Source organism: Methylolobus aquaticus, from assembly GCF_054172105.1.
Genome location: NZ_JBSYXP010000005.1, coordinates 65,003 through 89,641, shown reverse-complemented (window position 1 = coordinate 89,641; position 24,639 = coordinate 65,003). Strand labels below are relative to the sequence as shown.

Sequence of the window (24,639 nt, the reverse complement as noted above, 5' to 3'; positions counted from 1 at the left end):
CCGGAGTGCTGCCGGTCCGGCTCGGGTGGGGCGAGCCAGACCGGGCTTGCGGTTTTACTGGCGGTGGTGCGCGCCGCCGGCAGCTGCAGGGGCGCCAGTCGCCGGCTCCGCCTTCTCGATCACCGTGCGCTCGTCGACCTTCAGCAACGTGATGCCCTGATCCATGATGTAGCGGCATTCGGCGCGCTTGGCCGATCCGATGTTGTTCCAGGCCAGGGACACGTAAGTCAGATTGTCGCTGCTGGATTCCGACGGGGTATAGGGATGCGTGCCCACCTCGTTTCTGACCGCCTCGGTGCATTTGTCGAGTGCCAGCGTATTGAGCATGCTCGATGTCTGCAGGAAAGCCCCCTGGATCTTCTCTTGTTGCGTCTCCCGCGTCGTCCCGACAATGATGAAGCCGACAGCCATCAGTATGCCGAACCCGATTGCCGCCTTGATGAAGTTGGATTCCATTTTTTCCTCGTGGTTCTTGTGGTTGTGTGCGCCCCGAATATAACAAGAACGGCTTGGGCTTACGAGCAGGTCGGGCAGCTTCCATGCGTCACTGATATTGCCTCACTGCAGGCAACTTCTTGTCCGCAGCGGCCCGGGACGCGTTAGAATCGCGCGACGTACGGACTGGAGGGAAAACGATGGCAAGAGTCGATCGAAAGGCGCGCCCGTGTCTCGTCGCGGCGGTCACCGCGTTGGGATTGATTCTTACGGGATGCACCAAGGAAATGGGCAACCAGTTGGGCCAGTTCGCCGGAAATGTGGGCGGCTCGTACCTTTCTCAAACGGGCATCCCTGGTACCCAGTCCGTAGGCGATCTGACCACGAATATCGGCGGCCTGATCGGTGAAGAGATCGCCAAGTATCTCGACGAGCGCGAGCGCCTGCAGGCCGAAGCGGCGGCGCGCGAAGCCATCAACAGCAACAAGGTCGGTCCCGGCTCGACCCGCACCTGGAGCAGCCAGAGCAATCCCGGCGTGTCGGGCGGTTCGACGGTGATCGCGCAGAGTAACGGCGCCGATGGGCGCGAGTGCCGGACCCAGCGCAACTTCGTCAACGTCAAGGGCAAGGATGTCGAACAGACCGAAACGCTGTGCCGCGACCCAAAAACCGGGACCTGGTCCGCGGGGGTTGTCTGAACCCGTTGACCGGCCGGGGGCGCGCTGTCCTGGCTGCCGCCCTTACGCTGGCCGCATCGGCTGTGTCGGCTGAGGGATATCCCTGCCCGGCTTGGCCGGCCGCCGATACCGGTTTCTGGCAGCCCATGACGTATCGCCGGATGGCCACGCCAAAAGGGGTCGTCGTGATTGCCGAAGGGCAGATCAAGTCCGGCGAATCATCGCGCCTCAAGATGCAGATCCAGCAAGCGCTCGCGCAGCCCGGCGGCATTTACGAAATCTGGTTCAATTCGCCGGGCGGCGATTCGGAGGAAGGCCAGGCGATGGGCCGCGTGATCCGCGGTCTCGGCGTGCCGACCCGAATCCGTACCGGTGCCTTCTGCGTCAGCGCCTGCTCGGTTGCCTTCCTGGGAGGCGTGTTTCGCACGATCGAGGCGGGCGGCGCCTACACCGTCCACATGTTCTCGAATTTCAGCGGCTACGAGTCCAGCCAGGCCCTTCAGAACACGGTCAAGCAACTGCAGTCGCTGGAGCAGGACGCGGCCCAGTACGCCGCCGAGCGCTATCAATACCTGCTCGAGATGGGGATCTCGCCGCAGGTGGCCAAGCACGGTTTCTCGGTGAAGAACCAGGCGGCTTCCTGTCCGCCGCGCGCTGTGCTGAAACAGTGGAATGTGGATAACTCGTCCTGATCTCTTTGTATCGATGACCTCCCGAGGAAGACTGACATGACGCCACGCAATGCTCCAGCCCGTGCGGATTGCCGCACCGTGGCGCCTGTCCTGCTGGCCTTATGGCTGCCGCTGGTGGCAGCGCCTGTGCTGGGTGCCCGCGAAGAGGGCGCGACGCCTGCGACCGACTCCAGGGCCGCGGCCCCGATCGAAGTCCCTAAGGCATCTGCGAAGCCCGAACGGACCGAGAGCCTGGCCAAGCCGCCGGGCGGCACCCGGCCGGACCCCGAGCAGGCCAACCCGGGTTTGTTGAATCCCTGTCACGGCAGTCCTCAGCCGAAATGGTGCGGGGAGTGATCGAAGATCCCGCCGGCGCGGCGCCGGGCTAGGGCCGCGGGCGCCGATGGCGCTGATCCGGCGGTGGTTGCGCAGGACCAACCGGGCAATGGAACAGGAATCCAGGGGCGTGACCCAGGGCAGTTCGTGGTGGGAACGCAACCGGCAAACGGTCGAAATCATCGGCATCTGGGTCGAGGCCCTGGGGGTCGTCACTGCCGCCGTGCTGGGTATCCAGCAATATCGCGAGAACTCTCAGGCCGATAAGGTCAACATGACGCTGAAGTACCTCGACCGATTTCAGGAAGAGCGTATCTTCAAGGCACGTGGCGATCTGGACGCGGCCTGGAATGCGCGGCGCGAACAGGTGTTCGCGCTGTTGCAACAACCTGACGGTGAAGCCAGGCTCGCGGCTTTTCTCGAAAAGTCGATCGCCGACGGCGGCCTCGATCCGGCGATCGGCGCCGTGATGGATTTCTTCGACGAGCTTCAGGCCTGCACCACCTCGGGCCTTTGCGACCGCGACACGGCGCTCCGGTTTTTCGGCAAGTACGCCTACGACTTTCACGGCTTGCTCGCCCCGCATATCGCGCTGCAGCGCAAGGAACTGCGCGATCCGCAGATCGGTTCGGGTGTCGATTTCTTCAGTCGCGAATACCGAAGGGCGCGCGAAAAGGCGGACAAGTCGGCGCCCCAGGGGCTGACCGGATGAGCCCGGCTTCCCAACGATACCTGGAGTCACTGACGGCGACCAACCCAACACCATGACCAAAGTCGGCAACTGGCTACGCAAGACCCGGGACATCGTCTACCGGAACAACTGGATCACCGTATTCCATGACGAGGTCGTCAACCCGTCGGGCGGCGACGGCATCTACGGTGTCGTGCGCTTCGAGAATCTGGCGATCGGGATCATCCCGATCGATGACGAGGGCTTTACCTGGCTGGTCGGACAGCATCGCTATCCGCAGGACAAATATTCCTGGGAGATCCCCGAAGGGGGCGGAAGGATCGGTGTGGATCCGCTCGATAGTGCGCAGCGCGAGTTGCAGGAAGAGGTGGGTCTCGGCGCGCACCGCTGGGAACGGGTGCTGGACATGGACCTCAGCAATAGCGTCACGGATGAGGCGGCTATCGTCTTTCTGGCGCGTGACCTCTACCCATTGGAGGCGACGCCGGAAGAAACCGAGGACCTCAGCCTGGTTCGTGTGCCATTCGGCGAAGCGGTCGAACGCGTCATGCGGGGCGAAATCACCGACGCCATCTCGGTGGCGGGCCTGCTGAAGGTCCACGCGATGTTGAACCGCGGCCAGATCTGACGCCTGACCCGGACGCCCGAGGATCCCGTCCTGGGCAGCGCGACCGAATAGTCTCACGGCGAAAGGAGGGAGAGTGATGGATACAGGCTTGCCGGATGTGCCGGGACTACCGCCGGGTTCCGGTCGAAAGAGTCCGCGCGGCGGCTTGTGGCAGTGGCTGTTCGGCGCCGTGCGGCTTTCTGCCCTGCAGTTGGTTGGGGTGTTGTTGGCGCTGCTCGGCTTGTGGACCTCCTATTACACGATTCCTGCCGAGTCGGAAGGCATCGTGCTGCGCTTCGGCGAGTACATCCTGAAGGTGCCTCCGGGCCTGCATTTCAAGCTGCCGTTCGGCATCGACGAGGTGTTGACGGTACCGACGCAACGTCAATTGAAGCTGGAGTTCGGCTTCACGACCCCTTTCCACAGCAACCCCGACCAAGTGGCCCAGAGTCCGGAAAAGGAACGCTCGATGGTGACCGGGGACCTCAACTCGGCCTTGGTCGAGTGGATCGTGCAGTATCGCATCACCGAGCCGGAGACCTACCTGTTCGCGGTGCGCGAGCCCGGCCAGACCTTGCGCGACATCTCCGAGTCCGTCATGCGCGAAGTGGTCGGCGACCGCACGGTCGATGAGATCATCACGATCGGGCGTCAGCAGATCGAGGACCGTGTGCTGCAAAGGATGCGGGAACTGACGGAGCGTTATCACCTGGGCTTGTCCATCAACCAGGTTCAGTTGAAGAACGTGAATCCGCCGGAACCGGTGCAGCCCTCGTTCAACGAGGTCAACCGGGCTCAGCAGGATCGTGAGAACGCGATCAATCTGGCCAATGGCGAATACAACAAGGCGGTGCCGCGCGCCCGGGGCGAGGCCGACCAGAAGATCCGGGCGGCCGAAGGTTACCGGTTCAAGCGGGTCAACGAAGCCGAGGGCGATGCTGCGGCTTTCACGGCGGTGCTGGAACAATACGTCAAGGCGCCGGAGGTCACGCGGACCCGCATCTACCTGGAAACGCTGGGCGAGGTGCTGCCGAACACCCGTCAGGCGATCATCGTCGATGATTCGGTGCAGCAGCTCTTGCCAATGCTGCCCCTGCCCGAGCATCTGCCAGGGGTGACGAAATGAACGGGTGGCGCCGTGCGTTGATCGGCCTGTCGGCGCTAGTCGTCGTATTGCTCTACTCGGCGGCGTTCACCGTCGATCAGACCGAACAGGTCATCATCACGCAGTTCGGGCGGCCCGTGCGCGAGCCGATCATCGACCCCGGCCTGCATTTCAAACTGCCGCTGGTGCAGCAGGTCACGCGCTTCGACAAGCGCTATCTCGCCTGGGACGGCCCGATGGTGGAGATGTCGACCAAAGACAAGACGTATCTGCAGGTCGATACCTTCGCCCGCTGGCGGATCACCGACCCGCTGCGCTACTACCTGCGGCTGCGCGACGAGCGCAGTGCCCAGTCACGACTGGAGGATATCCTCGGTTCGGAGACGCGTACCACGATCGCCCGTCACGAACTGACCGAGGTCGTCCGCACCGACAAGGATCGCGTGCCCTTGCAGGACGAGGCCATGGGCGCCGTCGGCGTGCTGCGCCCGATTCATTTCGGGCGCGTGCAACTCGAGAAGGATGTGTTCACCGCGGCGGCGCCGAAACTCGAGGAGTTCGGCATCGAACTGCTGGACGTGCGCTTCAAGCGCATCAACTACAACCCGGAAGTGCTGGATCGCATCTACCAGCGCATGATCAGCGAGCGCCTGCAGATTGCCCAGCGTTTCCGTTCGGAGGGTGAGGGCGAGGCGGCGCGGATCAACGGGAACAAGGACCGCGACCTCAACGAGATCGCATCCAACGCTTATCGGCAGGTACAGCAGATTCGGGGCGAAGCCGATGCCCGGGCAACCGAAATCTACGCCCGGGCCTACACCCAACGTCCCGAGGCTGCCGAGTTTTACCGGTTTCTGAAGAGCATGGACACCTACCGGAAAGTCATCGACCCGGACGCGACCGTCGTGCTGTCCACCGGCTCCGAACTGTTCTCGCTGCTGAAGCGCATGGATGGGAAGGGAGGACGGTGAGTCAACGGTAGTTCGGGCGCGCTGGTGTGGACCACGGCGCAATCCCACGACGTGGCAACATGCTTGCCTCACTTGGAAGTTCAAAGCGCTATCAATTGGATAGGGGAAATGAACCGCTCGTATTGGAGCCTGCTCACGCAGCAAATCCGTCAGACCTTGTCCTGTAGCCAGGAAAAACTGGCGTCGCAACTCGGCATCGACCAGGGCACCGTATCCCGTTGGGAGCGAGGCGTCACCGAACCGGTCTACCCGATGCGCGAAGTCCTGATGCTGATGGCGCGGGACGCGGGTCTGACGCCCATGGAAGACATCGCCCAGTTCGTTCGAGCCAGCCCGTTTCTCATCGTGTTGACGGACAGAAACCTGCGTGTGGTCGCCGCGTCGGTCTCCAGCGGATTTCGGGAAAACGTCTGTTGTGTCGAGCAAACTCCGGAGCATGAACGCGGCCAGTTGCTGGATTTCGGTGATCGTTTGGAGCAGGCGGGATTCTGGGACGGTGAGTGCTCGCGTCTGGATTATCGGTTTCGCGACGGTGACGCCGATCGCGTTGCCGTCGCAACGCCCGTGCGCGTCAATGGAATGGTCTATGCGCTGGTGCAGAAGCATGTGTAGCCGGTCCGCGCTTCACGCTTGCGTCACCCCGGCGCGACTGGCCGTAGTCACTTATTCCCCTCCCCGAGCCTCGAAGCGAAGCCCATTCAAACGTGCATAAACCTGCCGTGGACAAGGGTCATCGGTAAGCATAATGTCCGTTGCGGGCAGGGGGCATACCTCGAATGGTCATCCAGCCACCCATGTAGTCGGTAATTTCCTACGCTGGATGGCCGTTACGGCTGACCACTCTCGCCGACCTGTGACGCGTCCGCCGAAGTGGCTGAACAAGGCCCCTCGGCGTCCGTTGATCCGCCGGACAGAGAGCGTCTCCCGTGAATTCCTTGGCGCCTGACGGATGCAATCGGCATGGCCCCGAGGTCGCCACCGCTCCTCATGCCAGGGCCTGGTTCGGGCAGAAGCCCTGACGCCTGACGTACCCGGCATCAACGAGTAACCACAACAGCCAGGAGAACGCATATGCGTACCGCCAGCAAGATTGTCCTGATTGGCACCGCGCTGCTCGGCGCCCAACCCCCCGCGCTTGCGGAAAGCAACCCGAACGACAACCAGATCTACGTACCGGTGTCGCAGTGTCGCGTGGTCGACACCCGCCAGTCCGCCGGCGGCAATCTTGTCGCCAATGTCGCCCAGGATTTCTACGCCTACGGGGACGCGGTCCAGATCAGCGGCCAAGGCGGCAACCCTGCCGGTTGCGCTGATCCGAAAGCCCCCAACGGTCCGGAACCGGCGGCGGTGGCCGTGAACATCACGGCGGTCGGTAACCAGGCCTCAGGCAACGGCAACATTCGCGCTTCCGCCGTCGGCGTCACGCCGGCCAATGCGCTGGTCAATTTTACCCAAGGCACCAATCTGTCCAATGCGGCCATCGTCCCGATCTGCCGCGGGTCTTGCTCCGGCGGAAAGCAACTCAGCCTGATGTCGGCGTTGGCCAACGTCCCGGCCGTGGTCGATGTGATCGGTTACTTCTATCCCAAGGGCACCCATGTCGTCACCGTCGCCACCGACGGCGGCGACTTCACCAGCCCGATCGACGCCATCGCCTACCTGAAGGCGCTCGTCAGCGGCAGCGATCCGGATGCCCCCAGCGCCACCAACCCCTGGGTCGTCCAGATCGATCCCGGCACCTATGCACTCGGGGCCAGTGCGCTGGTGCTCGACGTGCCCTACGTCACCGTCAAGGGCGCCGGTTCGGATGCGACCGTCCTGACGGGTGAGGGGGCAAATGCGACCGGAGCCGTCCAGGTCAAGGTCGATACCACGCGGCTCGAAAGTGTCTCTGTCCGGATCGCAGCAGGCATCACGGACGGTACCGGTATCGTCATCGACAACTCGGCCGACGCCAGCAGCGAGATACCGGTCATTTCCGAGGTTGCCGTGAGCGCCGACGACGACGGGCAGCAGGGTTTGATCATGGAGGAAGGCAGCAGCGTCTCTCTCGTCGGCGGCTCTGTCCTGGGCGAGGACTTTGGTATCGAAGCGAATCATACCGGCGTCGCCGTGTTCGTGGACGGCACGGAAGTTATCGGCAACAACCGGGGCGCTTACATCGGTCTGGGGGCCTCGTTGACCGCAAGAAATGCCCAGTTCATCGCGCTCGAAGGCATTCTCGGTGAGGCAGTCGTGAACGGGCCGCTGTCCGCTGTAAGAATCAGTCACTCGACGCTGAGGGGCGAGGGTCTGGCGGCTTCGGCCCTGGCTCTGGCCTCGCTTCTGGAGATCCAGCAATCGACGATTGACGGTCCCGTGACCGACCTCGCCGGCATCGTGCTGATCGGCGCCAGTCAGGTTACCGGAACCGTGAGCGGGTTGCCGCTGCTCACCCGTTGCGTAGCTTCGTACAACGGCAACTTCCAGCCGCTCAATTCCGCCTGCACGGTCGCGCCCTGAATGATGGTCATGCGAAGTCGATTCGTGATTCCCTCAAGAAACAGAGAGAAGAATTCGATGAAATGGGAAACCACACTCGCCCTGGGCGCGGCCGCGCTGCTCGGCGCACAACACCCCGCTCTCGCGGAGAGCAACCCGAACGACAACCAGATCTACGTGCCGGTGGCGCAGTGCCGGGTGCTCGATACCCGACAGTCGGCTGGCGGCAATCTGGTCGCCAATGTGGCGCAGAACTTCTACGCTTACGGCGATGCCGCTGCGATCAGCGCCCAGGGCGGCAATCCTGCCGGTTGCGCGGACCCGAAAGCGCCCGACGGTCCGGAACCGGCGGCGATGGCCGTGAACATCACGGCGGTCGGTAACCAGGCCTCAGGCAGCGGCAATATCCGCGCAGCGATCGCTGGCGTGATTCCCAGCAACGCCCTGGTCAACTTCAAGCAGGGTACGAATCTGTCGAACGCTGCCATCGTCCCGCTGTGCCGAGGGGCGCTGTGCCCCGCCAACAAGCAGTTGAGCCTGATGTCGGCGCTGGCCAATGTACCGGCCGTGGTGGATGTAACGGGTTACTTTTATCCGAAGGACACGAACCTCGTCACGGTTGCGAAAGACGGCGGGGATTACGTTTCTCCGTCCGATGCCATCGCCTACCTGAAGGCCCTTGTGGTCGCTGCCGATCCGGCCGCCCCGAGTGCCGCGAACCCCTGGATCGTGCAGATCGATCCGGGTGTCTACAACCTGGGTGCCAGCCCCCTGGTCCTGGACGTGCCCTACGTGACCGTCCGCGGTGCCGGGCAGGCAGCCACGATCCTGGAGGGCCTCGGCGCGTCGGCATCCGGCGTGGTGCAGATGCCGGTCGATGCGGTGACGCTCAGCCAGCTGAGCGTCCGTGTGTCCGGAGCCGGATCGCGGCGAGCCATTCGGGTAAGCGCGCCCGGAGCCCCGGGCTTGCCTCCGGCCTTGCTGTCGCATGTGTCCGCGTCGGCAGTCGGCGTATCTTTCTCGGTCGGTGTCACCGTGCTCCCCGGCGCCCAATTGAAGATGGTCAAGGGCGCGGTGAGTGCGGAGAGCCCCGGGGTCGTCAGCGATGCCATCGAGGTCAACGAGGGCGCGACTATCGAACTGGAAGGCACGACCGTCAAGGCGCCGTCGGGTTGGGCGCTCGAACTCACCGGGCTCGGCGGCACAGCCGCGACGGCAGTGGCGCGGAATGCGCAGTTCATCGGTGGTCCGATTGGCGTCGCGCTGCTTAACGGCAATCTCCAGGCCGACGCCTGTTTGCTCGAGGCGACCGCAGTGGGTGGCAGGGCGCTTCATGCAACACAGGATGCCCCTTCGACGGCAACCATAAGACAGTCGACGGTCAGTGGTCCGGTGGCGCTCAATACGTTTCCGGCGCCGTCGAGCACGACGCGCATCGCCGCCAGCAAAGTCGCCGGTACCGTCACGCCGGGTACCGCCTCGGTCACCTGCGTTGCGTCTTACAACGGCAACTACGTCGGATTGGGGAGCAACTGCCGCTGAACAACGCGGTCGAGGCCAGGCGAGGGTGGATGGGGCCAGCCTCGCCTGACGTGTGCGATTTACGGACGCGGCGCTTGGGATACGACAGGAAACGCGTAAACACGCCGAGAACAACCGGAAAGAAAGGCGCTAGCGCATGGAAAGCCGATACGATGCCCCGGACTACGTCAACGAGCAGGTCAGAAGCGGGAGGCACCGCGGTGTGGTCGGTGGTTGTTGGGAGGAAATGGGACAGCGACAGTTGGACTTCCTGATCAGCCACGGCCTGAGTGCTGACGATCGGCTGATCGATGTCGGCTGCGGGAGCCTGCGGGCGGGGGTCAAGCTGATCCCCTTCCTGCGTCCCGGGCATTACTGGGGGATTGACAGCAACCCGTCGCTGCTGGAGGCCGGCTGGGAGCATGAGCTGGGGCCGCTCGGCTTGCAGGAGCGTCAGCCGCGTGAGCAATTGGTGATGCTCGACGACTTTCAGTTCGAGCAATTGGGGCAAACCTTTGACGTTGCCCTGGCGCAATCGCTCTTCACGCACTTTTCGTGGAACCGCATACGGCGCTGCCTGGCCCGGCTGGCGGCCGTCGTTCGGCCCGGAGGGCGCTTGTTCGCCACGTTTTTCGAAGTGCCGAGCGGCCAGGATCCGGAGTTGCCGATACGGCAACAGCCTGGGGGTATCGAGACCTATAGCGACCGCAATCCCTATCACTACCGCTTTGAAGACATCGAACTCGCGCTTCGGCATCTGCCGTGGCGTGCTGAGTATCTAGGCGACTGGGAACATCCACGCGGCCAGAAGATGCTGGCCTTCGAACGCGGCGGCAGCCGGTTGGACGAATCCGCGGTCACCCGCGCGCTCTGTGTCGACGAGGCAGCAGGACTTCGCGCCGGGAGCCACCATTACCGGGCATTCGTCGGACCGCCGGCCCGGTTCGATTTCCTGAGTGCCAGTCAGTTCGCACTGCTGTTTGCGCTCGGTCTGACCGACCGCCACCGGGTGCTGGATTTCGGCTGCGGCTCGCTGCGACTTGGCCGGCTGTTGATCCCGTTCCTGCGGGAGCGTGGTTACTTTGGCATCGAACCGGAGCGTTGGTTGATCGAGGATGGCCTTAGCCGGGAATTGGGGCATGACGCGGTGCGGATCAAACATCCGAGTTTTTCGCACGACCCGACCTTCAACTGCGGCGTGTTCGGCAAGCGGTTCGACTTCATCGTGGCCCAGTCCATCGTATCGCATACCGGACCCGATCTGGCCCGGAAGCTGATCGGGACTGCGGCCGCCGCGTTGAAACCATCGGGCCTGATGATTCTGTCGTACCAGCGCAATGATTCAGCCGTGCCGGATTGGCCCGCCGATGGCTGGCACTATGGCAGCGGCTGCGTCAGCTATACCGAGGAGCAGATGCTGGGACTGTTGGCCGAAGGCGGATTGCATGCGTGTGCGATCCCCTGGCATCACCCGACCCTGACGTGGCTGGTGGCCGCCACCCAGCCCGACCGATTGCCCAAGCCCCGCCACCGACGCTGGTTGCGCGGGCGGGCGCTGCATGACCCGCGCTTCGTGCAGCCTGCGAAGCGTCGAGCGGATTGAGCCGAGGCCGAGCCGGACCCGCGCGGAGAATGTGGTGCCGCGGTCGATGGTACGGGCAGCGGACAAGAGCCTCAAGCCGGCAAAAGGGCCGCGATGTGCTTGCAGAAACGGCTCATGAGATCCCGCCGGCATCCGTCATCGGACGGGACGCTGACCAAGGACATCAGGCGCGGAGACTGATCGCGCTGCTGAAACATCCGCTTGACCGCAGCCGACTTGTGCTCAAGCGCCTCCACAATGCGGCCCTCACGATACAGCCAGCGACACCATTGTTCCTCGATGGCAGGTTCGTCGGGTGCTACTTCGCGAGCACGCGTCAGCCATTCCCCGGCCTCCTCTTGAAAGCCAAGATCGATCAAGAGCCGTCCCAAGGCGGCTCCAAATCTGCGGGTCTGACCCGCCTGGCGCAACAGCGCCGCGACGATGTCCGCACACTCGCCCATTCGGCCCTGAGCGGCACGCAGCCGTGCCTGAGTCATCAATAACGGAGCGTGTGCGGGGTCCGTGTCGAGACCGGCGGCGATCAGCCGCTCGGCTTCGGGAAAGTCTGATTCGGACAGCGCGAGCGCGGCCAGCCGACCCAGCGCTTCCAGCGACCTGGGCTCGTTCTGCAGCGTTTGCAGCCAGAGCTGACGTGCCGCATCGAGATTCAACCGGCTCGCATGAATGCCCGCGAGCCGCAGTTGGAGGGGCCGATGACCGGGGAACTTGCGGATCCCCTCGCGCAGGACCGACTCCGCCTCGGCCAGTCGATCTTGCCGCGCCTGGGTGTCGGCGAGCCGCAAGCGGAACCGGGGACGCCTTGGGAATTCGCAGATGCCCCTGGCAAACAGATCCGCCGCCGGCCCGAACGAGCCTTCCGCCAGGAGTCTGTCACCGATCGACTCGATGTCGCGGGGTCGCAGTGGCGACGGTAACGGACGGGGCAGCCCCGATTCGTCTGCAGCAGGCCTGCACTGCCCCTGACATAGGGCAATCAGTCGTTGACGCAATTCGTCGCAGGATGTGTCGACGGCGGGCTGCTCTCCGTGGCTCGGCTCTTGCTCCGCGGCCGCGTCACGAGCCAGGGTCTGCAACTCGTTCCAGAGGCCATCCAGTTCTCTTAGCAGTTCGCCCGGCACAGCGAAGAACGGCTGACTGGGGGCCTTGGCATAGAGGGGGTTCACTGTGCCGGGTGGCTGTGGTTCGAGCGGTAGGCCGAGCTCACGACGGACGGCCGCCGCAATGGGATAACCGTGCAGAACGGCGTCCTGTGACACGACCAGACAACGGCCGGGGTGCCGGCGAGCGAACTCGACGAGGTGCCGGTTGTAGGCCAGCCACATTCTGAGCGGCAGTTCGGGTTCCAGCCAGAAACGCAGATGCACGTTCTTGGAGCTGCCCTGAATCAGTGCCAGCGAGTGACGGTCGCGCAGCGATGCGGCGCATGACCAATAGTCGCGATAGACCATCACGACGCTCAGGCTGGGACAGATTTCGGCCCAGGTTTCGAGGAACAGGCACACGCGCGGGTCCTTGAATCCCCAAAGCGTCCCTAGCTCGCTGCGTCGTCGCACGTAGGCTTCGAAGCTTCGCTTTCTCTGCTGCGACACCGCGATCGGCGCTGGATCGGCATGCTGCCAGTTGGAATCGCGCTCGGCCAGGGCGCGGTCATGCAGATGAACCACATCGGCATCTTCGAAGTGACCGTCCGGATTCGACGCGGTGCCGCCGAAGAGCTGCGAACCGAGATCGAGGCCCGCTGCCTGGAGTTGCTGAGCGGTCATCGACGTGCCGCTGCGATGGAATCCGGCGATGATCAGGGGCGAAGGCGTCACGTCGGGCTGTCCTTTCCGGCTGGTGGGGCTTCCGGTCCTCGGATCCGCAACGCTGGACGCGTCGGACAGGCGCGCCGGCTGGCGGGTTCAGCCGTCCAACGGCAGCGTGAAGGCATAGCCAAAGGCGTCGAAGTCCTTCCGATAGAGCTCATAGACGCGTCGTTGAAGATCGGCATCGTAGTAGCGTGTGAGGTTGACGTTTGCGGACGTACGATGGCGATCTTCCGCCTTGTAATACTTTTGAAAGTCCGGCGAGACAAGGCGGCCAATGTGGTGGAAATCGGCTTCGAAGGTCTCGAACCTCCCCACGAAGTCATAGGCGATGGCGTCCTGGAATGTCTGGTAATACTGGATGCGCCAATGCGGGTCCATGACACTGATGGGCTGGGCTTCAACGGCCGCCAAGAACTGCTCGAACGAGATTTTCGTCTGCTGCGACGATGGGTCGTATCCTAATTGCCTGAGGATCTGAATTTTCTGCGTGGCACTGCCCACGATCTTGTCGAGATAACATGACAGGAAGCGAGTATACGGATTTCGCACGAAGCAAAATTTCAGCAGGTCGCCGCGGGACAGGAACTTCGTCAGGTCTCCCACTTGGGCCGGGCCGAGCAGAGGGGAAAACTGGCGCTTGTGCATGTCGGCCCATTGTTCGTGATGGAGCTCGTCATCTCCCAGTTCCAGTCGCTGCAGCGTCAACTTGATCGTCGAGCAGGCCACCTTCGGGGTTTCGACGTAGACGTATCCGTGCTTGAGCGAAATATTCAGACCGTAGTTGAAGGTTTCGACGGGGACGTAACGGGCATAGCGACCTGCCGCTTCAGTAAAATTCTTCCAACGATTGGACATGGTGTGCTCGATGCAACTTCAATGCGCTGCAGATCGGGTAGTTTCGATGGGCGCCCTTGGTGGCATGGCGGGTGAGTTACCCGGTCTACGGCACGGGATTGCTGACGAGGAACGTCTCATGCGCGCGACGGCGCGGGAGTGTCAGGACCGCCCGTGCGGTGTGCCGGGGCATCGGTCCTACCTTGTCTGGGCGGGCTCGGTGCCGCGCGCATCGGGCCAAAGACGGTACCAGAGAGTATCCCCGCGATGCCGCCGTAGCGTCAATCAATTCCCCATGGCCTGGACATCCTGTCACTGCGCCCGCGGGAAATCCAGGCAAGGCAGTGATTCACGATGAATTCAGTCCGCTTGAGTGATGCGGCATGCGCGGTGGGATACCCTGGGCTTCAACTGTTCAACCCGCCACCGAGCAAGGGGGGGAATGGTTACGCCCGCGCTTTCGTTCCGCTGTTGCGTGGCGGACAATGCCTCCCTGACTTCCCGCTAAGCGCGCAATGACCTATCCCGAATACTGTTTTACGTTCGTGTGCCAGTCGGGCGAGTTGGAGATCGAGTCCATGCTGCTGGCTTCGTCGCTACGCCTGCAGATGGGCGATGGAATCGATCTGGTCGCTTGCGTCCCGCAGCCGGAGTCGGTTTGGGGAACCCTGTCGGCGACGACTCTGGCCTTGCTCGGCGAACTTCACGTTCGCCAGGTTCCTGTACGCAACGGAATCGCCCCGTCTTATCCCATCGGCAACAAGCTGGGTTGCCTTGGTGTTGCGACAGCGGCTTCCCGAACCATTTTTCTCGATAGCGACATCATTTGCTTGAAGGCCTTGCCTCAGGGCGCTTTTCCCGCCTCGTTCAACGCGGTGCCGGCCTTCGATGTCACGTGGCCGTCCAATGCCAATGACTGGAAGCCGCTTTACGCGGCATTCAATCTTCCGGTTCCGGAGCGGCGTCTGTTGACCCCGATTTCGGGCAAATACATGTGGCCCTATTTCAATGCCGGGGTGATCGCTGTTGAAAGTAATACCGAGTTTTCCAGGGTGTGGGAAGACTGCGCCCAACGCATTGACGCCATGGATGAAGTGGCGAACAAGCGCCCGTGGCTGGATCAAATCGCATTGCCGATTGCGGCAGCGAGGCTGGGACTGGATTTTCGCTGCCTCGGCGAGGATTTCAACTTCCCGGTCAGCTGGTCGCCTCTACCGCCCGCCACGCCGTACCTCTGCCACTATCGCTCACCGGAGGTGCTCTGCCGCGAGCCCCTGCTGAGGAAGACGGTCCGGATGTTGGCCGACCGCCATCCCGGTCTGGCCGAGTTGCTGCGGACCGGCCCCAAGCATTGGGCACGGGTTATCGCCCCCCCGCGTGGTTTGCTGCCGGCAGCAACGGATGCAGCGAGCCCTTCGGAGCCGGGCGAGCAGACGGGGACGACGGCCACCCCGGATCGTCTGCCGGAAATCATCATCACGGGCATCCCCCGCAGTGGGACTAGTCTGCTGTGTCGCTTGGTGGACGACCTGCCGGATTGCGTGGTCGTCAACGAACCCGAGGAGATTTGCACCCGGCTGAACCGATGCGTACACCCGCGTTGGCTGGCGACGTTCTATCGCGACCTTCGCGCGGATATCGTTGACGGTGTCGGGGTTTACAACAAGGTAGCCAATGGACGTCTGGTGGAGGACACCCGCATCATCGACGAACGCGTGCTGTGCCATCCGGAGGTCAGTCGGCCGGATTTTCTGCTGGGGACCAAGAACACGTTCATCTATCTTGCCCGCCTGCAGGTCCTTCGGCGCGCAATGCCGGACGCGCCCATCGTGGCACTGGTCCGCCACCCGCTCGACACGATCGCCTCGTGGAAAGACAGCTTTCAACATCTCGCCGAGGTGAACCTGTCGACCTTTCCGGTCTCGTATACGCAGAATCCGTTTCTGACCGGGACGGAAAAACGGCGGCTCGGCGCCATTATGCACAACCAGAGCCCGGCGCAGCGCCGGGCGCTGCTGTGGTCGCATCTGGTCGCGACCCTTCTTGCGCATCGAGATAGCCTGATAATCGTGCGCTACGAGGATGTGATCGCCGATCCGGCTGGCGTGCTGTGGGGCCTGTTGTCCCGGGTTCCGGATTACACGCCGCCGCCTTTGGAAAACATCGATCTCCAGCCCCGTAGTCGCCGTCATCTGCTCAACGACGATGACGTTCAGGCCGTGAGTGACCTGTGCCGTTCCTATGCGGCGGAGTTCGGCTATAAGGATTTTTGACCGACGATGGACTCGCCCGAAACGCCCGCACAGAACATGAAGCCCCTCGTCATTGCCACCGTCTTCGCGCCTTCCCCGCTGAACGCCGAATGGTATGCCCTGCAGAAGAAGTTCATCGCGGCGTGTACCGAGGTTGCGTTCGATTACTGGGTGGTGTTGAACGGTGTCGCGCCAGACGGGTTTGACCCTTCGGATATCGCGCTGGTCAACGAGGAGAATATCGGTCATGGCGAGGCCCTGATGCAGCTCGTTGAGCTTTTTCGGCAGCGCCGGAACTACGAGAATTATCTGATCCTGGATAGCGATGCTTTTCCGGTGAAGCCGGGCTGGTACCGTATCCTTGACGAGCAGATGAACCGCCTCGGCAAGGAGGTCGCGGCGCCCGTCCGAGCCGAAAATCTCGACGTATTCCCGCATCCCTGTGCCTTTTTCCTGAGAGACCGCATCGTCGACGATCCGCGCCTCGAGTTCCGCAAGATCGGTGCCCTACGCAACCTGCTCGGGATGAACGTCAACGATGTCGGTTGCGCGACCGCGTCGATGTCCGATGCCCTGTTCCCGTTGATGCGTTCCAATGTCGTCAACGTGCATCCGGTCGCGGCGGCGGTTTACCATCACCTGTTCTATCACCACGGCTGCGGCAGCCGCGACTTCCACTTCCGTGTGACCAAACGCTTTCCCTATTGTGAGCACTGGTACGACGTCTCGCGCCAGCCAGCCCATGGCCGGCGGTTGAACGGCGCCATCATGCGGAATCCCGAGCGGTTTATTGCTCGCCTGATGGGGCTGAATGAGCCGCTGATGCAGCCCTTCCTGAAGGATCCTGTCGAGTTTGATGCAGCCGGAGCCGGCCCGTCAGCGACAGGCGCGGGCGTTTAGCTGCGACGAGCGCAGCGGTGCGTTGACAGCGGGTTCTCGATGGACATGCGCACCCTGGGGCTGAGGGAGTCGGTTCATTGGGCGGCCATTGCCTGCCGGCCAGGATCTGCGCCGTGTCCTTTGTTTCCACGAACGATCGCGTCGATGCGCGGTTTCTCGGCCTGATGCCGCGTGAGTCCCGGGGCGCCGTAGCGGATTCGTACGCTGAGCCTCATGGCCTCGCTTCGGCCTGACATGCCTGCCGCCGACAGCAGTTAACGCCGCTACCTTTCTCTTTTCCTCCACACGATGTTTACGGGTGCCCCGGGGGTTGGGTCCCGGGCTTTTTCCGCCGGTCGGCCGGGCACCCCGTCGTTCGTTGGGCGACGGTTGGTGCAAGCGATCGCGCCTGTAGGCGTCTCCGCATGCTCACGTGCCTACTAGACTCGTTGCCATCGAAGCCTTGCAGGCTCTTCCAAGGGGCTGTGAGTCGCGAGGGTGCTCTCTTCAGCCTTGAGACATTTTGTTGGGGAAAATGCGATGAATACGCTACCGAAAAATTGCAAGCACCGTGGACCAAGCGCCATGCCAACGCTGTTGGCGGGATTGTGCGCGCTGGCATTGGCCTCGCCAGTCCAGGCCGCGAAATATCGCGTCGTATCACGGTTCAAAGGGGAGGGCTTTACGCATTCCTCCGCCGTGCCCTTGATCCAGGGTACGAATGGCGCGATCTGGGGTACGACACCCCGCGGCAGCGGCTACGGTCAGATCTTTTGGATCTTCCCATACGATAACACCCCTATCGTGCTGGCCCCGCTTGGGCAGGACAAGACGATTAAGTTCCCTCAGGGAGGTCTGATGCTCGGAGGAGATGGTCTGTACTACGGCGTCACGGAGCCCTTGCGAAACCCCCTCAGTCCACCGAGGGTCTTTGCCTTCAACGGTGATAGTTACCGCTTTGAAGAAGTTACTCCGCTCGTCGAGGGCTGGAAGACATCGGCTCCGCCGATTTGGGCTCCGGAGGCGGGAGATAACCCAGGGGGATCCGTGCCCATGTTCTACGGAGTGGCATCGGATAGTCGTGGCGGTGTCGTCTTTCGCCAGAGGAGCGGTCAAAATCTGGAGACCTTGGCTGATCTGAAGCCTGCTTCAACGGGGAGCGATCCCCTTGGTCCCTTGCGGCTGGCGTCGGATGGAAAGTTTTATGGCACGGCTTCAAGCGGTGGCCAGTATGCGCAAGGAACGGTTTTCTCGATACAGGCTAGCCCGGCACCGAAAATAACCAAGATTTACGATTTTTGTCGTGATGCGACCTGCGGAGGTACACCCAACGGACCACTCGCTCTTGGCTGGGATGGTGCGCTCTACGGCACCACGCAGGACGGCGGGAATCAAGGGCATGGGACGGTATTCCGTATTCAACCAGGCCAGCCCGCGCAGTTCATTCATAGTTTCGATGACAAGAACCAGGGCTGGAAACCCAGCACGGGCCTGGTGTTGGGTAGCAACGGCAAGCTATACGGCACGACTTCGACCGCAGGACCGAACGATAAGAACTGCGGCACCATTTTTAGTCTTTCGCCGGACTACATCAATGCGCCCACAACATGGACTTTCAAGGTTGAGCATGCGTTCAACGGCAACGCAGGTTGCGCTCCGATCTCTCAGCCGATGGTGCATAGCAACGGGCGTATTTATGGCATGACAGCCGGGCCAGCAAAGGCGTTGCTATATGAGCTCGACGTCGGGGCAAAGCCGGCCGTCGTGCCGGTTCAGCAGGGCGCCCAGGAAGGCACCGCAATAAGCCTTCTGGGGCAGGGATTGTCCAATGTGACCAGTGTAACCATCGGTAGGGTAACGACTAGAGAGTTCAGGGTCGTTAACGATACCTATATGACAGTCGTCGTGCCTGAGCAGAGTGGCTTCCCGGTTATGGCAGAAGCCCGGGTGACCCTTAATGACGGTAGTGAGATCGGGGGCGCTGCGCCTGTAGTGATTCTGCCTATCCCCGACTAGGCAAGCACCGATGTATTCAGATCTGCCGGCGATGCAGGGATGCATCGCCAGGATCAAACGCTGGCAACGTTGAATCGCGAGTAGCGGTGAGGCGAAACCGAGTTTCGTCTCACCGGCTCCGAACAGCAGGACTCCTGTTCAGAGTCTCCCTCGCGCAACAAGCGGGCGCTTGTGCCTCGCCTCCCCGCAAGCTTGCCGGTTATTGCGCCGGGTCAATGCGGTATTCGCGTAGGGGTCCGCTTCTTCGTGTTCAGGGAATCCCCAACAGCTTGTGGGTCTGCAGGCCGAGCCGCCACTGCGGGTGCGCCAGGCAGTAGCGCAGAGCGAGTGCGGTGTTCTTCTCCCGATCCGGGCCGTCCATCGGCTGCAACAGGAACCGATCGAAGGCTAGGCCTGCGAAACGCTCGGGTGGCGCATCGGCTTGCGGATAGACCAGCTTCAGTTCATTGCCCTGCGTCAATACCAGTTCCGCGCTCGACTTTGGGCTGACACAAAGCCAGTCGATGCCCGGCGGCGCCGGCCGTGTGCCGTTGGTCTCGACGGCGATTTCGAAGCCACGGTTGTGGAAGCACTCGATCAAGGGCGCATCCAGTTGCAGCAGCGGTTCGCCGCCGGTGCACACGACGAAGCGTGTTCCAGACCCCGCGCTGTCTTCGGGCCAGCAATCGGCAACCGCCGCCGCCAGGGCGTCGGGTGTGGCAAAGGTTCCGCCGCCCAGGCCGTCGGTGCCGACGAAGTCGGTGTCGCAGAATCGGCACACGGCCGCCGCCCGGTCGGCCTCGCGCCCGGACCACAGGTTGCAGCCGGCGAAGCGGCAGAACACCGCCGGCCGCCCGGCCTGGGCGCCCTCGCCCTGCAGTGTGTAGAAGATCTCCTTGACCGAATAGCTCATCGCGTTCAGGCCGGCAGCGCCGGGCCTTCCTCGCCCCAGCTCAGCAGCACGCCGCAGCCGGGTGTCTCGTACAGGTCGATCCGATCCAGCGACGGCAAACGCTGGGTCATTTCGGACCGGATCCACTGCGCCAACGAGCCCGGGTCGGCGTCGACAAGCCCCGGCAGTGCGTTCAACAGATCATGGTCGAGTTGCCGGTAGATCGGCGTGAACAGCTCCTTGACGTCGCCGTAGTCGACCGTCCAGCCGTGCACCACATCGAGCGGTGCGGTCAGATGCAGCCGCACGATGTAGCTGTGACCGTGCAGGCGCCGGCGCGGATCGCCCTCGGGCGCCTGGATCAGGCGCAGCGCGCTTTCGAAGCGGTGCTCCTTCCAGATGCGGTAATGCCGCCCGTCGTAATGGCAGCCGGCGGTGTGCGTCTCGTAGACGGTAACCCACGACAGCTCCGGCAGCACTGCCGCAAGCCGGCGCCAGATCCACGCGGCGAGCTTCTCGCTGGTCGGATTCTCGAGGCCCGGCACATCGTTCAGGCAGGTATGGTGCAGTTCGGCTTGCAGCGGTTCCCAGAGCCGGCCGAGGTAATCGAAATCGACGCCCATGTCGCGCTGGGCCAGATCCTGCTCGGCATGCACGATGACCTCGAAGCCGTGCCCGTGCATGCGTCCGCAGCGGTGGCCGGGCGGCACGTTCGGCAACTGGTGGGCCGCCTCGAAGCGGAAGCGCCGCCAGATGTGCGCGCGGTCGTGCGTGTCGAGGTCGGCGCCCTGCTCGCTGGTGCTCTGCACGCCGACCGATTCGATGCCGGGGACCTCCAGCCGCGCCCTGATCCAGCGGGCCAGGTTCTCGTCGGTCGGGATGGGCAGGTGTTCGTTCAGGTCGGCGTAATCGAGCGGGGCCAGGCAGGCACCGAGCGCCGTGCCGAGCGCGCTCGTCCCGGCGCCATGGAAGCCGCCCCAATCGTCCGGCACGGCGGCGCGGACGCGTGCCAGGAAACTGTGACCGTGCAGGCGCCGCGAGCGGTGCCCGTCCGGCAGGACCGGTATCCGGCAGGCGGCCTCGAAACTCGCGGCCGCGACATGCAGCAACCGGGTGTTCACGCGTCGGCGAGCCCGAAACGGCTCAGCAGCGGGTCGGCGAGTCCGGCCTCGGCGAAGCCTTTCGCGCGTAGTTGGCAGGAGTCGCAGGCCCCGCACGGCGCGCCGTCGGGTGCCGGGTCGTAGCAACTGCTGGTCCAGGCGTAATCGACGCCGAGTTCAGTGCCCCTTCGAATGATGTCGGCCTTGGTCAGTGCGATCAGCGGCGCATGAATCTTCAGCCGCTGCCGCCCTTCCACGCCGGCCTTGGTCGCGAGATTGGCCATGGCCTCGAACGCGGCGATGTACTCGGGCCGGCAATCCGGGTAGCCGCTGTAGTCGAGCGCATTGACGCCGATGAAGACGTCGCTGGCTCCGAGTACTTCGGCCCAGGCCAGCGCGAACGACAGGAACACGGTATTGCGGGCCGGGACGTAGGTGATCGGGATGCCCTCGGCCATCGCGTCGGCACTGCGCTGCTTCGGCACCGGCAGGTCGCTGGTCAGCGCCGAACCGCCGAACTGGCGCAGGTCGATGTCGGCGATCACGTGCTCCTTCGCCTGCAGCGCCTCGGCCACGCGCTGCGCTGAAGCGAGCTCTACGCTGTGCCGCTGGCCGTAGCGGAAGGACAAGGCATAGGCTTCGAAACCTTCGGCGCGGGCGATAGCCAACGTCGTCGTGGAATCGAGGCCGCCGCTGAGCAGGACGACGGCTCTTCGGATAGGGGGTGCAAACATCGGGTGGCGCGGTGTTCGGCGAGGTGACGAGGGCAGGCTGGCCGCGCCGATCCCAGAGACGGGGACGTGCGCTCAAGCCGCCCAATGATTGTAAACCGGTACGATGCCGGCGGGGACCTCAGGCCGGTTTGGGCCCGGGCTTTCCGTCCTCGACGACCCAGGATGAGAGCGTGTGGCAGTCCGAGTCGCGCTTGCGGACGTCGGCCAGCGCGCGAAGGTCGACCAGACAACGCCCCGGCGTCAGTTCGAAGCGGGCGTAGCCCCGCGGCACGCCGGTGGCGAAATGGATGAAGTCGGCGCCCTCGCGCTTGCCGGTCTGGATCAGATCTTCCGACGGCGGTTGCGAGCTGATCGAGCCGCAGACGAACTCGCTGGCCACGACCGGCGACTTCGGGTCGTCGAAGTCGGTCTTCAGGTCATTGACCCAGAACGAGTGCACGTCGCCGCCGATGGCGATCGGGTTGGCGGGCTTAGCGCTCGCAAGGCACTCCATCAGCCGCTTGCGCGCGGCCGGATAGCCGTCCCAGCAATCGGTGTAGATGTTGAGACCGTCACCGGACTTGGCGTCGATCTGCGCCATCACGGTTTCCTGGCCCAGGATGTTCCAGCGTGCCTTGCTGGTTCTGAGGCCCGCTTCCAGCCAGCGCTCCTGCCGCGCGCCGAGCAGCGTGGCCTCGGGATTCAGCCGTTCGTTGCAGCCTTCGACATGGTTCGAGCCGCCGCGGCCGGGCTTCGGACAGGGCTGCGGACTGCGGTACTGCCGGTCGTCCAGCATGTGGAAATCGGCCAGACGGCCGAAAGCGACGCGGGTATGGATGCGCATGTCGGGGCCGAACGGCACCATCGAGCGGCGCAGCGGCAGATGCTCGTAGTACGCCTGATAGGCTGCCGCCCGACGCCGCAGGAACCAGTCCGGTTCGTCGTCGTTCTCGGAGCGGGACCCGGCGTAGTCGTTTTCGACCTCATGATCGTCCCAGGTCACCAGCCACGGGCAAAGGGCATGCGCCGCCTGCAGGTCGGGATCGGTCTTGTAGCGGGCGAAGCGGGCGCGGTAGTCGTCCAGCGTGATCGGCTCCGGGCCTTCGTGCTTCCGTACGTGGTCCTTGCCCCAGGACGATTCATAGATGTAGTCGCCCAGATGGACAATCAGGTCCAGGTCGTCGGCCAGCATGTGCCGGTAGGCTGCGTAGTAGCCCTGCTCGTACTGCTGGCACGAACCGACCGCGAAGCGCATCCGGGACGGCTCGGCGTCCAGCGCCGGCGCCGTGCGCGTCCGTCCGATCGCGCTGGTCGCGTTGCCGGCGTGAAAGCGGTACCAATACCAGCGGTCCGGCTCCAGGCCTTCGACTTCGATATGAACCGAATGGCCCCAGTCCGGCGTCGCGTAGCCGGAACCCTTGGTGACGATCTTGCGGAAGGCTGCGTCCGCCGCGACCTCGAATGCGACCGGTACGATGGCCGGCGCCATGCCGCCTCCCGGTGCCAGCGGCTCCGGCGCCAGCCGGGTCCACAGCACGACACCGCCCGGCAACGGGTAACCCGAGGCGACGCCCAGTGCAAACGGATTGGCGGCGAACTTAGTCTGTGCTGACAGGATGCGCGGCAGCGCGCCGGCGGCGGCGAGGCCGCCGAGTGACTTCAGGAAACGGCGGCGGTCGTACGGGTAGCGTTGGTTCATGTTACGGGGGAATTGGTAAACCCGGGGCTCAAGCCTAGCCCACGCGCTTTACGGTTCCAAGACCGCTGCGGCGCAGGGGGCGACTCAGTCCCGCCCGATGGCCCGGTAGCCGATATCGGTGCGGTAGTAGACGCCGTCCCATGCGATGGCCCGGGCCCGGCGGTAGGCCAGGCGCTGGGTTTCGGCGACCGTGTCGGCCAATGCGGTGACGCACAGAACCCGCCCGCCGGCCGTCACGATCTGGTCGTCGTGCCGGCGCGTTCCGGCATGGAACACCTTCACGCCGGGCTCGTCCGGCGCGTCAAGACCGCTGATCGGATCGCCCTGTCGATACTCGCCCGGATAGCCGCCCGCCGCCATCACGATACCGAGCGCCGTGCGCGGGTCCCATTCGGCCGAGACCTCATCGAGACGACCGTCCAGCGCCGCCAGACACAGTTCCGGCAGATCGCTCTTCAGCCGCAGCATGATCGGCTGGGTTTCCGGATCGCCGAAGCGGCAGTTGAATTCGAGCACCTTCGGCTCGCCCGCGGGGCTGACCATGACGCCGGCATACAGGAAGCCCGTGTACGGCAGGCCTTCCGCCGCCATGCCGCGCAGTGTCGGCAGGATGACTTCCGCCATGATCCGCTCGTGCAGCGTGGGTGTGACCACCGGGGCCGGCGAATACGCGCCCATGCCGCCCGTGTTCGGACCGCGGTCGCCATCGTCGCGCGCCTTGTGGTCCTGCGAGCTGGCCATCGCCAGCGCATGCGTGCCGTCCGCCATCACGATGAAGCTGGCTTCCTCGCCCTGCAGGAATTCCTCGACGACGACGCGGTGGCCGGCCGAGCCGAACACATTGCCGGACAGCATGTCCTCGACCGCGGCGATCGCTTCTTCCTGGGTCTGCGCGACGACGACGCCCTTGCCCGCGGCCAGTCCGTCCGCCTTGACGACGATGGGCGCGCCGCGCTCGCGAATGTAGGCGATGGCCGGTTCGGCCTGCTCGAAGGTTTCGTAGGCGGCGGTCGGAATGCTGTGGCGGGCCAGGAAGTCCTTGCAGAAGGATTTCGAGCCTTCGAGCTGCGCGGCCAGGCGGGTCGGGCCGAAGCAGCGCAGGCCCGCGGCCGTGAACTCATCGACGATGCCCTTCACGAGCGGCACTTCCGGCCCGACGATGGTCAGGTCGACGGCATTGTCCTGCGCGAACCGCTTCAGCCCTGCGACATCGTCCGCGGCGACGTCGACATTGGTCAGCTTCGGTTCGAGTGCCGTGCCGGCGTTGCCCGGCGCGACGAACACCCGGGTGACCCGCGCCGACTGCGCGCACTTCCAGGCGAGGGCATGTTCGCGGCCGCCGCCGCCGACGATGAGTACCTGCATG

At 63.8% G+C, this 24,639-nt stretch carries 22 protein-coding genes; 14 read left to right on the top strand and 8 right to left on the bottom strand.

Annotated elements, in window-relative coordinates; genetic code table 11:
• Positions 1–54: 54 nt before the first annotated feature.
• Complete coding sequence (locus ACW73L_RS08120; protein ID WP_498921225.1) at positions 55–456, bottom strand: hypothetical protein; 402 nt, start codon at positions 454–456, stop codon at positions 55–57.
• A 179-nt stretch (positions 457–635) separates the two neighbouring features.
• On the opposite strand from ACW73L_RS08120, the gene ACW73L_RS08115 reads away from it, so the two are divergent.
• From ACW73L_RS08115 to ACW73L_RS08065, 11 genes are all read left to right on the top strand, one after another.
• The gene (locus tag ACW73L_RS08115) at positions 636–1,133 is read left to right on the top strand and encodes a hypothetical protein (protein WP_498921224.1); all 498 of its coding nucleotides are present in this window, start codon (positions 636–638) and stop codon (positions 1,131–1,133) included.
• Between the two features lie 164 nt (positions 1,134–1,297).
• Positions 1,298–1,804 (top strand): hypothetical protein, encoded by a 507-nt coding sequence (locus ACW73L_RS08110; RefSeq protein ID WP_498921223.1) that lies wholly within the window; start codon positions 1,298–1,300, stop codon positions 1,802–1,804.
• A 36-nt stretch (positions 1,805–1,840) separates the two neighbouring features.
• Positions 1,841–2,140, top strand: coding sequence for a hypothetical protein (locus ACW73L_RS08105; RefSeq protein WP_498921222.1), 300 nt, complete (start codon positions 1,841–1,843; stop codon positions 2,138–2,140).
• An 88-nt stretch (positions 2,141–2,228) separates the two neighbouring features.
• Positions 2,229–2,831, top strand: a complete 603-nt coding sequence (locus ACW73L_RS08100; protein ID WP_498921221.1) for a hypothetical protein — start codon at positions 2,229–2,231, stop codon at positions 2,829–2,831.
• A 52-nt stretch (positions 2,832–2,883) separates the two neighbouring features.
• Entirely contained in the window at positions 2,884–3,438 is a 555-nt protein-coding gene (locus ACW73L_RS08095) for an NUDIX domain-containing protein (protein WP_498921220.1), read from the top strand.
• Positions 3,439–3,514: 76 nt separating this feature from the next.
• Positions 3,515–4,543, top strand: coding sequence for an FtsH protease activity modulator HflK (gene hflK, locus ACW73L_RS08090; protein ID WP_498921219.1), 1,029 nt, complete (start codon positions 3,515–3,517; stop codon positions 4,541–4,543).
• Positions 4,540–5,493 (top strand): protease modulator HflC, encoded by a 954-nt coding sequence (hflC, locus tag ACW73L_RS08085; protein WP_498921218.1) that lies wholly within the window; start codon positions 4,540–4,542, stop codon positions 5,491–5,493. The genes hflK and hflC overlap by 4 nt, the downstream gene beginning before the upstream one ends.
• A 108-nt stretch (positions 5,494–5,601) precedes the next feature.
• Positions 5,602–6,105 carry a helix-turn-helix domain-containing protein gene (locus tag ACW73L_RS08080; protein WP_498921217.1) on the top strand — a complete coding sequence of 168 codons (504 nt, stop codon included), beginning with the start codon at positions 5,602–5,604 and terminating at the stop codon, positions 6,103–6,105.
• A 459-nt stretch (positions 6,106–6,564) separates the two neighbouring features.
• On the top strand, positions 6,565–7,995 hold the full coding sequence (locus ACW73L_RS08075) for a hypothetical protein (RefSeq protein ID WP_498921216.1): 1,431 nt from the start codon (positions 6,565–6,567) through the stop codon (positions 7,993–7,995).
• Between the two features lie 57 nt (positions 7,996–8,052).
• Positions 8,053–9,516 carry a hypothetical protein gene (locus tag ACW73L_RS08070; protein WP_498921215.1) on the top strand — a complete coding sequence of 488 codons (1,464 nt, stop codon included), beginning with the start codon at positions 8,053–8,055 and terminating at the stop codon, positions 9,514–9,516.
• A 136-nt stretch (positions 9,517–9,652) separates the two neighbouring features.
• The gene (locus ACW73L_RS08065; RefSeq protein WP_498921214.1) at positions 9,653–11,098 is read left to right on the top strand and encodes a class I SAM-dependent methyltransferase; all 1,446 of its coding nucleotides are present in this window, start codon (positions 9,653–9,655) and stop codon (positions 11,096–11,098) included.
• 71 nt (positions 11,099–11,169) lie between these two features.
• On the opposite strand, the gene ACW73L_RS08060 is transcribed toward ACW73L_RS08065, so the two are convergent.
• On the bottom strand, positions 11,170–12,915 hold the full coding sequence (locus ACW73L_RS08060) for a tetratricopeptide repeat protein (protein ID WP_498921213.1): 1,746 nt from the start codon (positions 12,913–12,915) through the stop codon (positions 11,170–11,172).
• A gap of 87 nt (positions 12,916–13,002) precedes the next feature.
• A complete protein-coding gene (locus tag ACW73L_RS08055; protein ID WP_498921212.1) occupies positions 13,003–13,764 on the bottom strand; it encodes a sulfotransferase family protein in 762 nt (253 codons plus the stop codon).
• Between the two features lie 494 nt (positions 13,765–14,258).
• On the opposite strand from ACW73L_RS08055, the gene ACW73L_RS08050 reads away from it, so the two are divergent.
• The 3 genes from ACW73L_RS08050 (at position 14,259) to ACW73L_RS08040 (ending at position 18,890) form a co-directional block, all read left to right on the top strand.
• A complete protein-coding gene (locus tag ACW73L_RS08050; protein WP_498921211.1) occupies positions 14,259–16,016 on the top strand; it encodes a sulfotransferase family protein in 1,758 nt (585 codons plus the stop codon).
• 6 nt (positions 16,017–16,022) lie between these two features.
• Entirely contained in the window at positions 16,023–16,895 is an 873-nt protein-coding gene (locus tag ACW73L_RS08045) for a hypothetical protein (RefSeq protein WP_498921210.1), read from the top strand.
• A gap of 519 nt (positions 16,896–17,414) precedes the next feature.
• The gene (locus ACW73L_RS08040; protein ID WP_498921209.1) at positions 17,415–18,890 is read left to right on the top strand and encodes a choice-of-anchor tandem repeat GloVer-containing protein; all 1,476 of its coding nucleotides are present in this window, start codon (positions 17,415–17,417) and stop codon (positions 18,888–18,890) included.
• Positions 18,891–19,140: 250 nt separating this feature from the next.
• Here ACW73L_RS08040 and queE read toward each other — a convergent pair whose 3' ends face one another.
• The 5 genes from queE to purD form a co-directional block, all read right to left on the bottom strand.
• Positions 19,141–19,782, bottom strand: coding sequence for a 7-carboxy-7-deazaguanine synthase (gene queE, locus ACW73L_RS08035; RefSeq protein WP_498921208.1), 642 nt, complete (start codon positions 19,780–19,782; stop codon positions 19,141–19,143).
• A 5-nt stretch (positions 19,783–19,787) separates the two neighbouring features.
• The gene (locus ACW73L_RS08030) at positions 19,788–20,882 is read right to left on the bottom strand and encodes a 6-carboxytetrahydropterin synthase (RefSeq protein WP_498921207.1); all 1,095 of its coding nucleotides are present in this window, start codon (positions 20,880–20,882) and stop codon (positions 19,788–19,790) included.
• Positions 20,879–21,595: a 7-cyano-7-deazaguanine synthase QueC gene (queC, locus tag ACW73L_RS08025; protein ID WP_498921206.1), complete on the bottom strand. Its 717-nt coding sequence runs from the start codon at positions 21,593–21,595 to the stop codon at positions 20,879–20,881. The genes ACW73L_RS08030 and queC overlap by 4 nt, the downstream gene beginning before the upstream one ends.
• A 118-nt stretch (positions 21,596–21,713) precedes the next feature.
• Entirely contained in the window at positions 21,714–23,273 is a 1,560-nt protein-coding gene (locus tag ACW73L_RS08020) for an alkaline phosphatase D family protein (RefSeq protein WP_498921205.1), read from the bottom strand.
• Between the two features lie 84 nt (positions 23,274–23,357).
• Entirely contained in the window at positions 23,358–24,638 is a 1,281-nt protein-coding gene (gene purD, locus ACW73L_RS08015; protein ID WP_498921204.1) for a phosphoribosylamine--glycine ligase, read from the bottom strand.
• Between the last annotated feature and the right edge of the window lies 1 nt (position 24,639).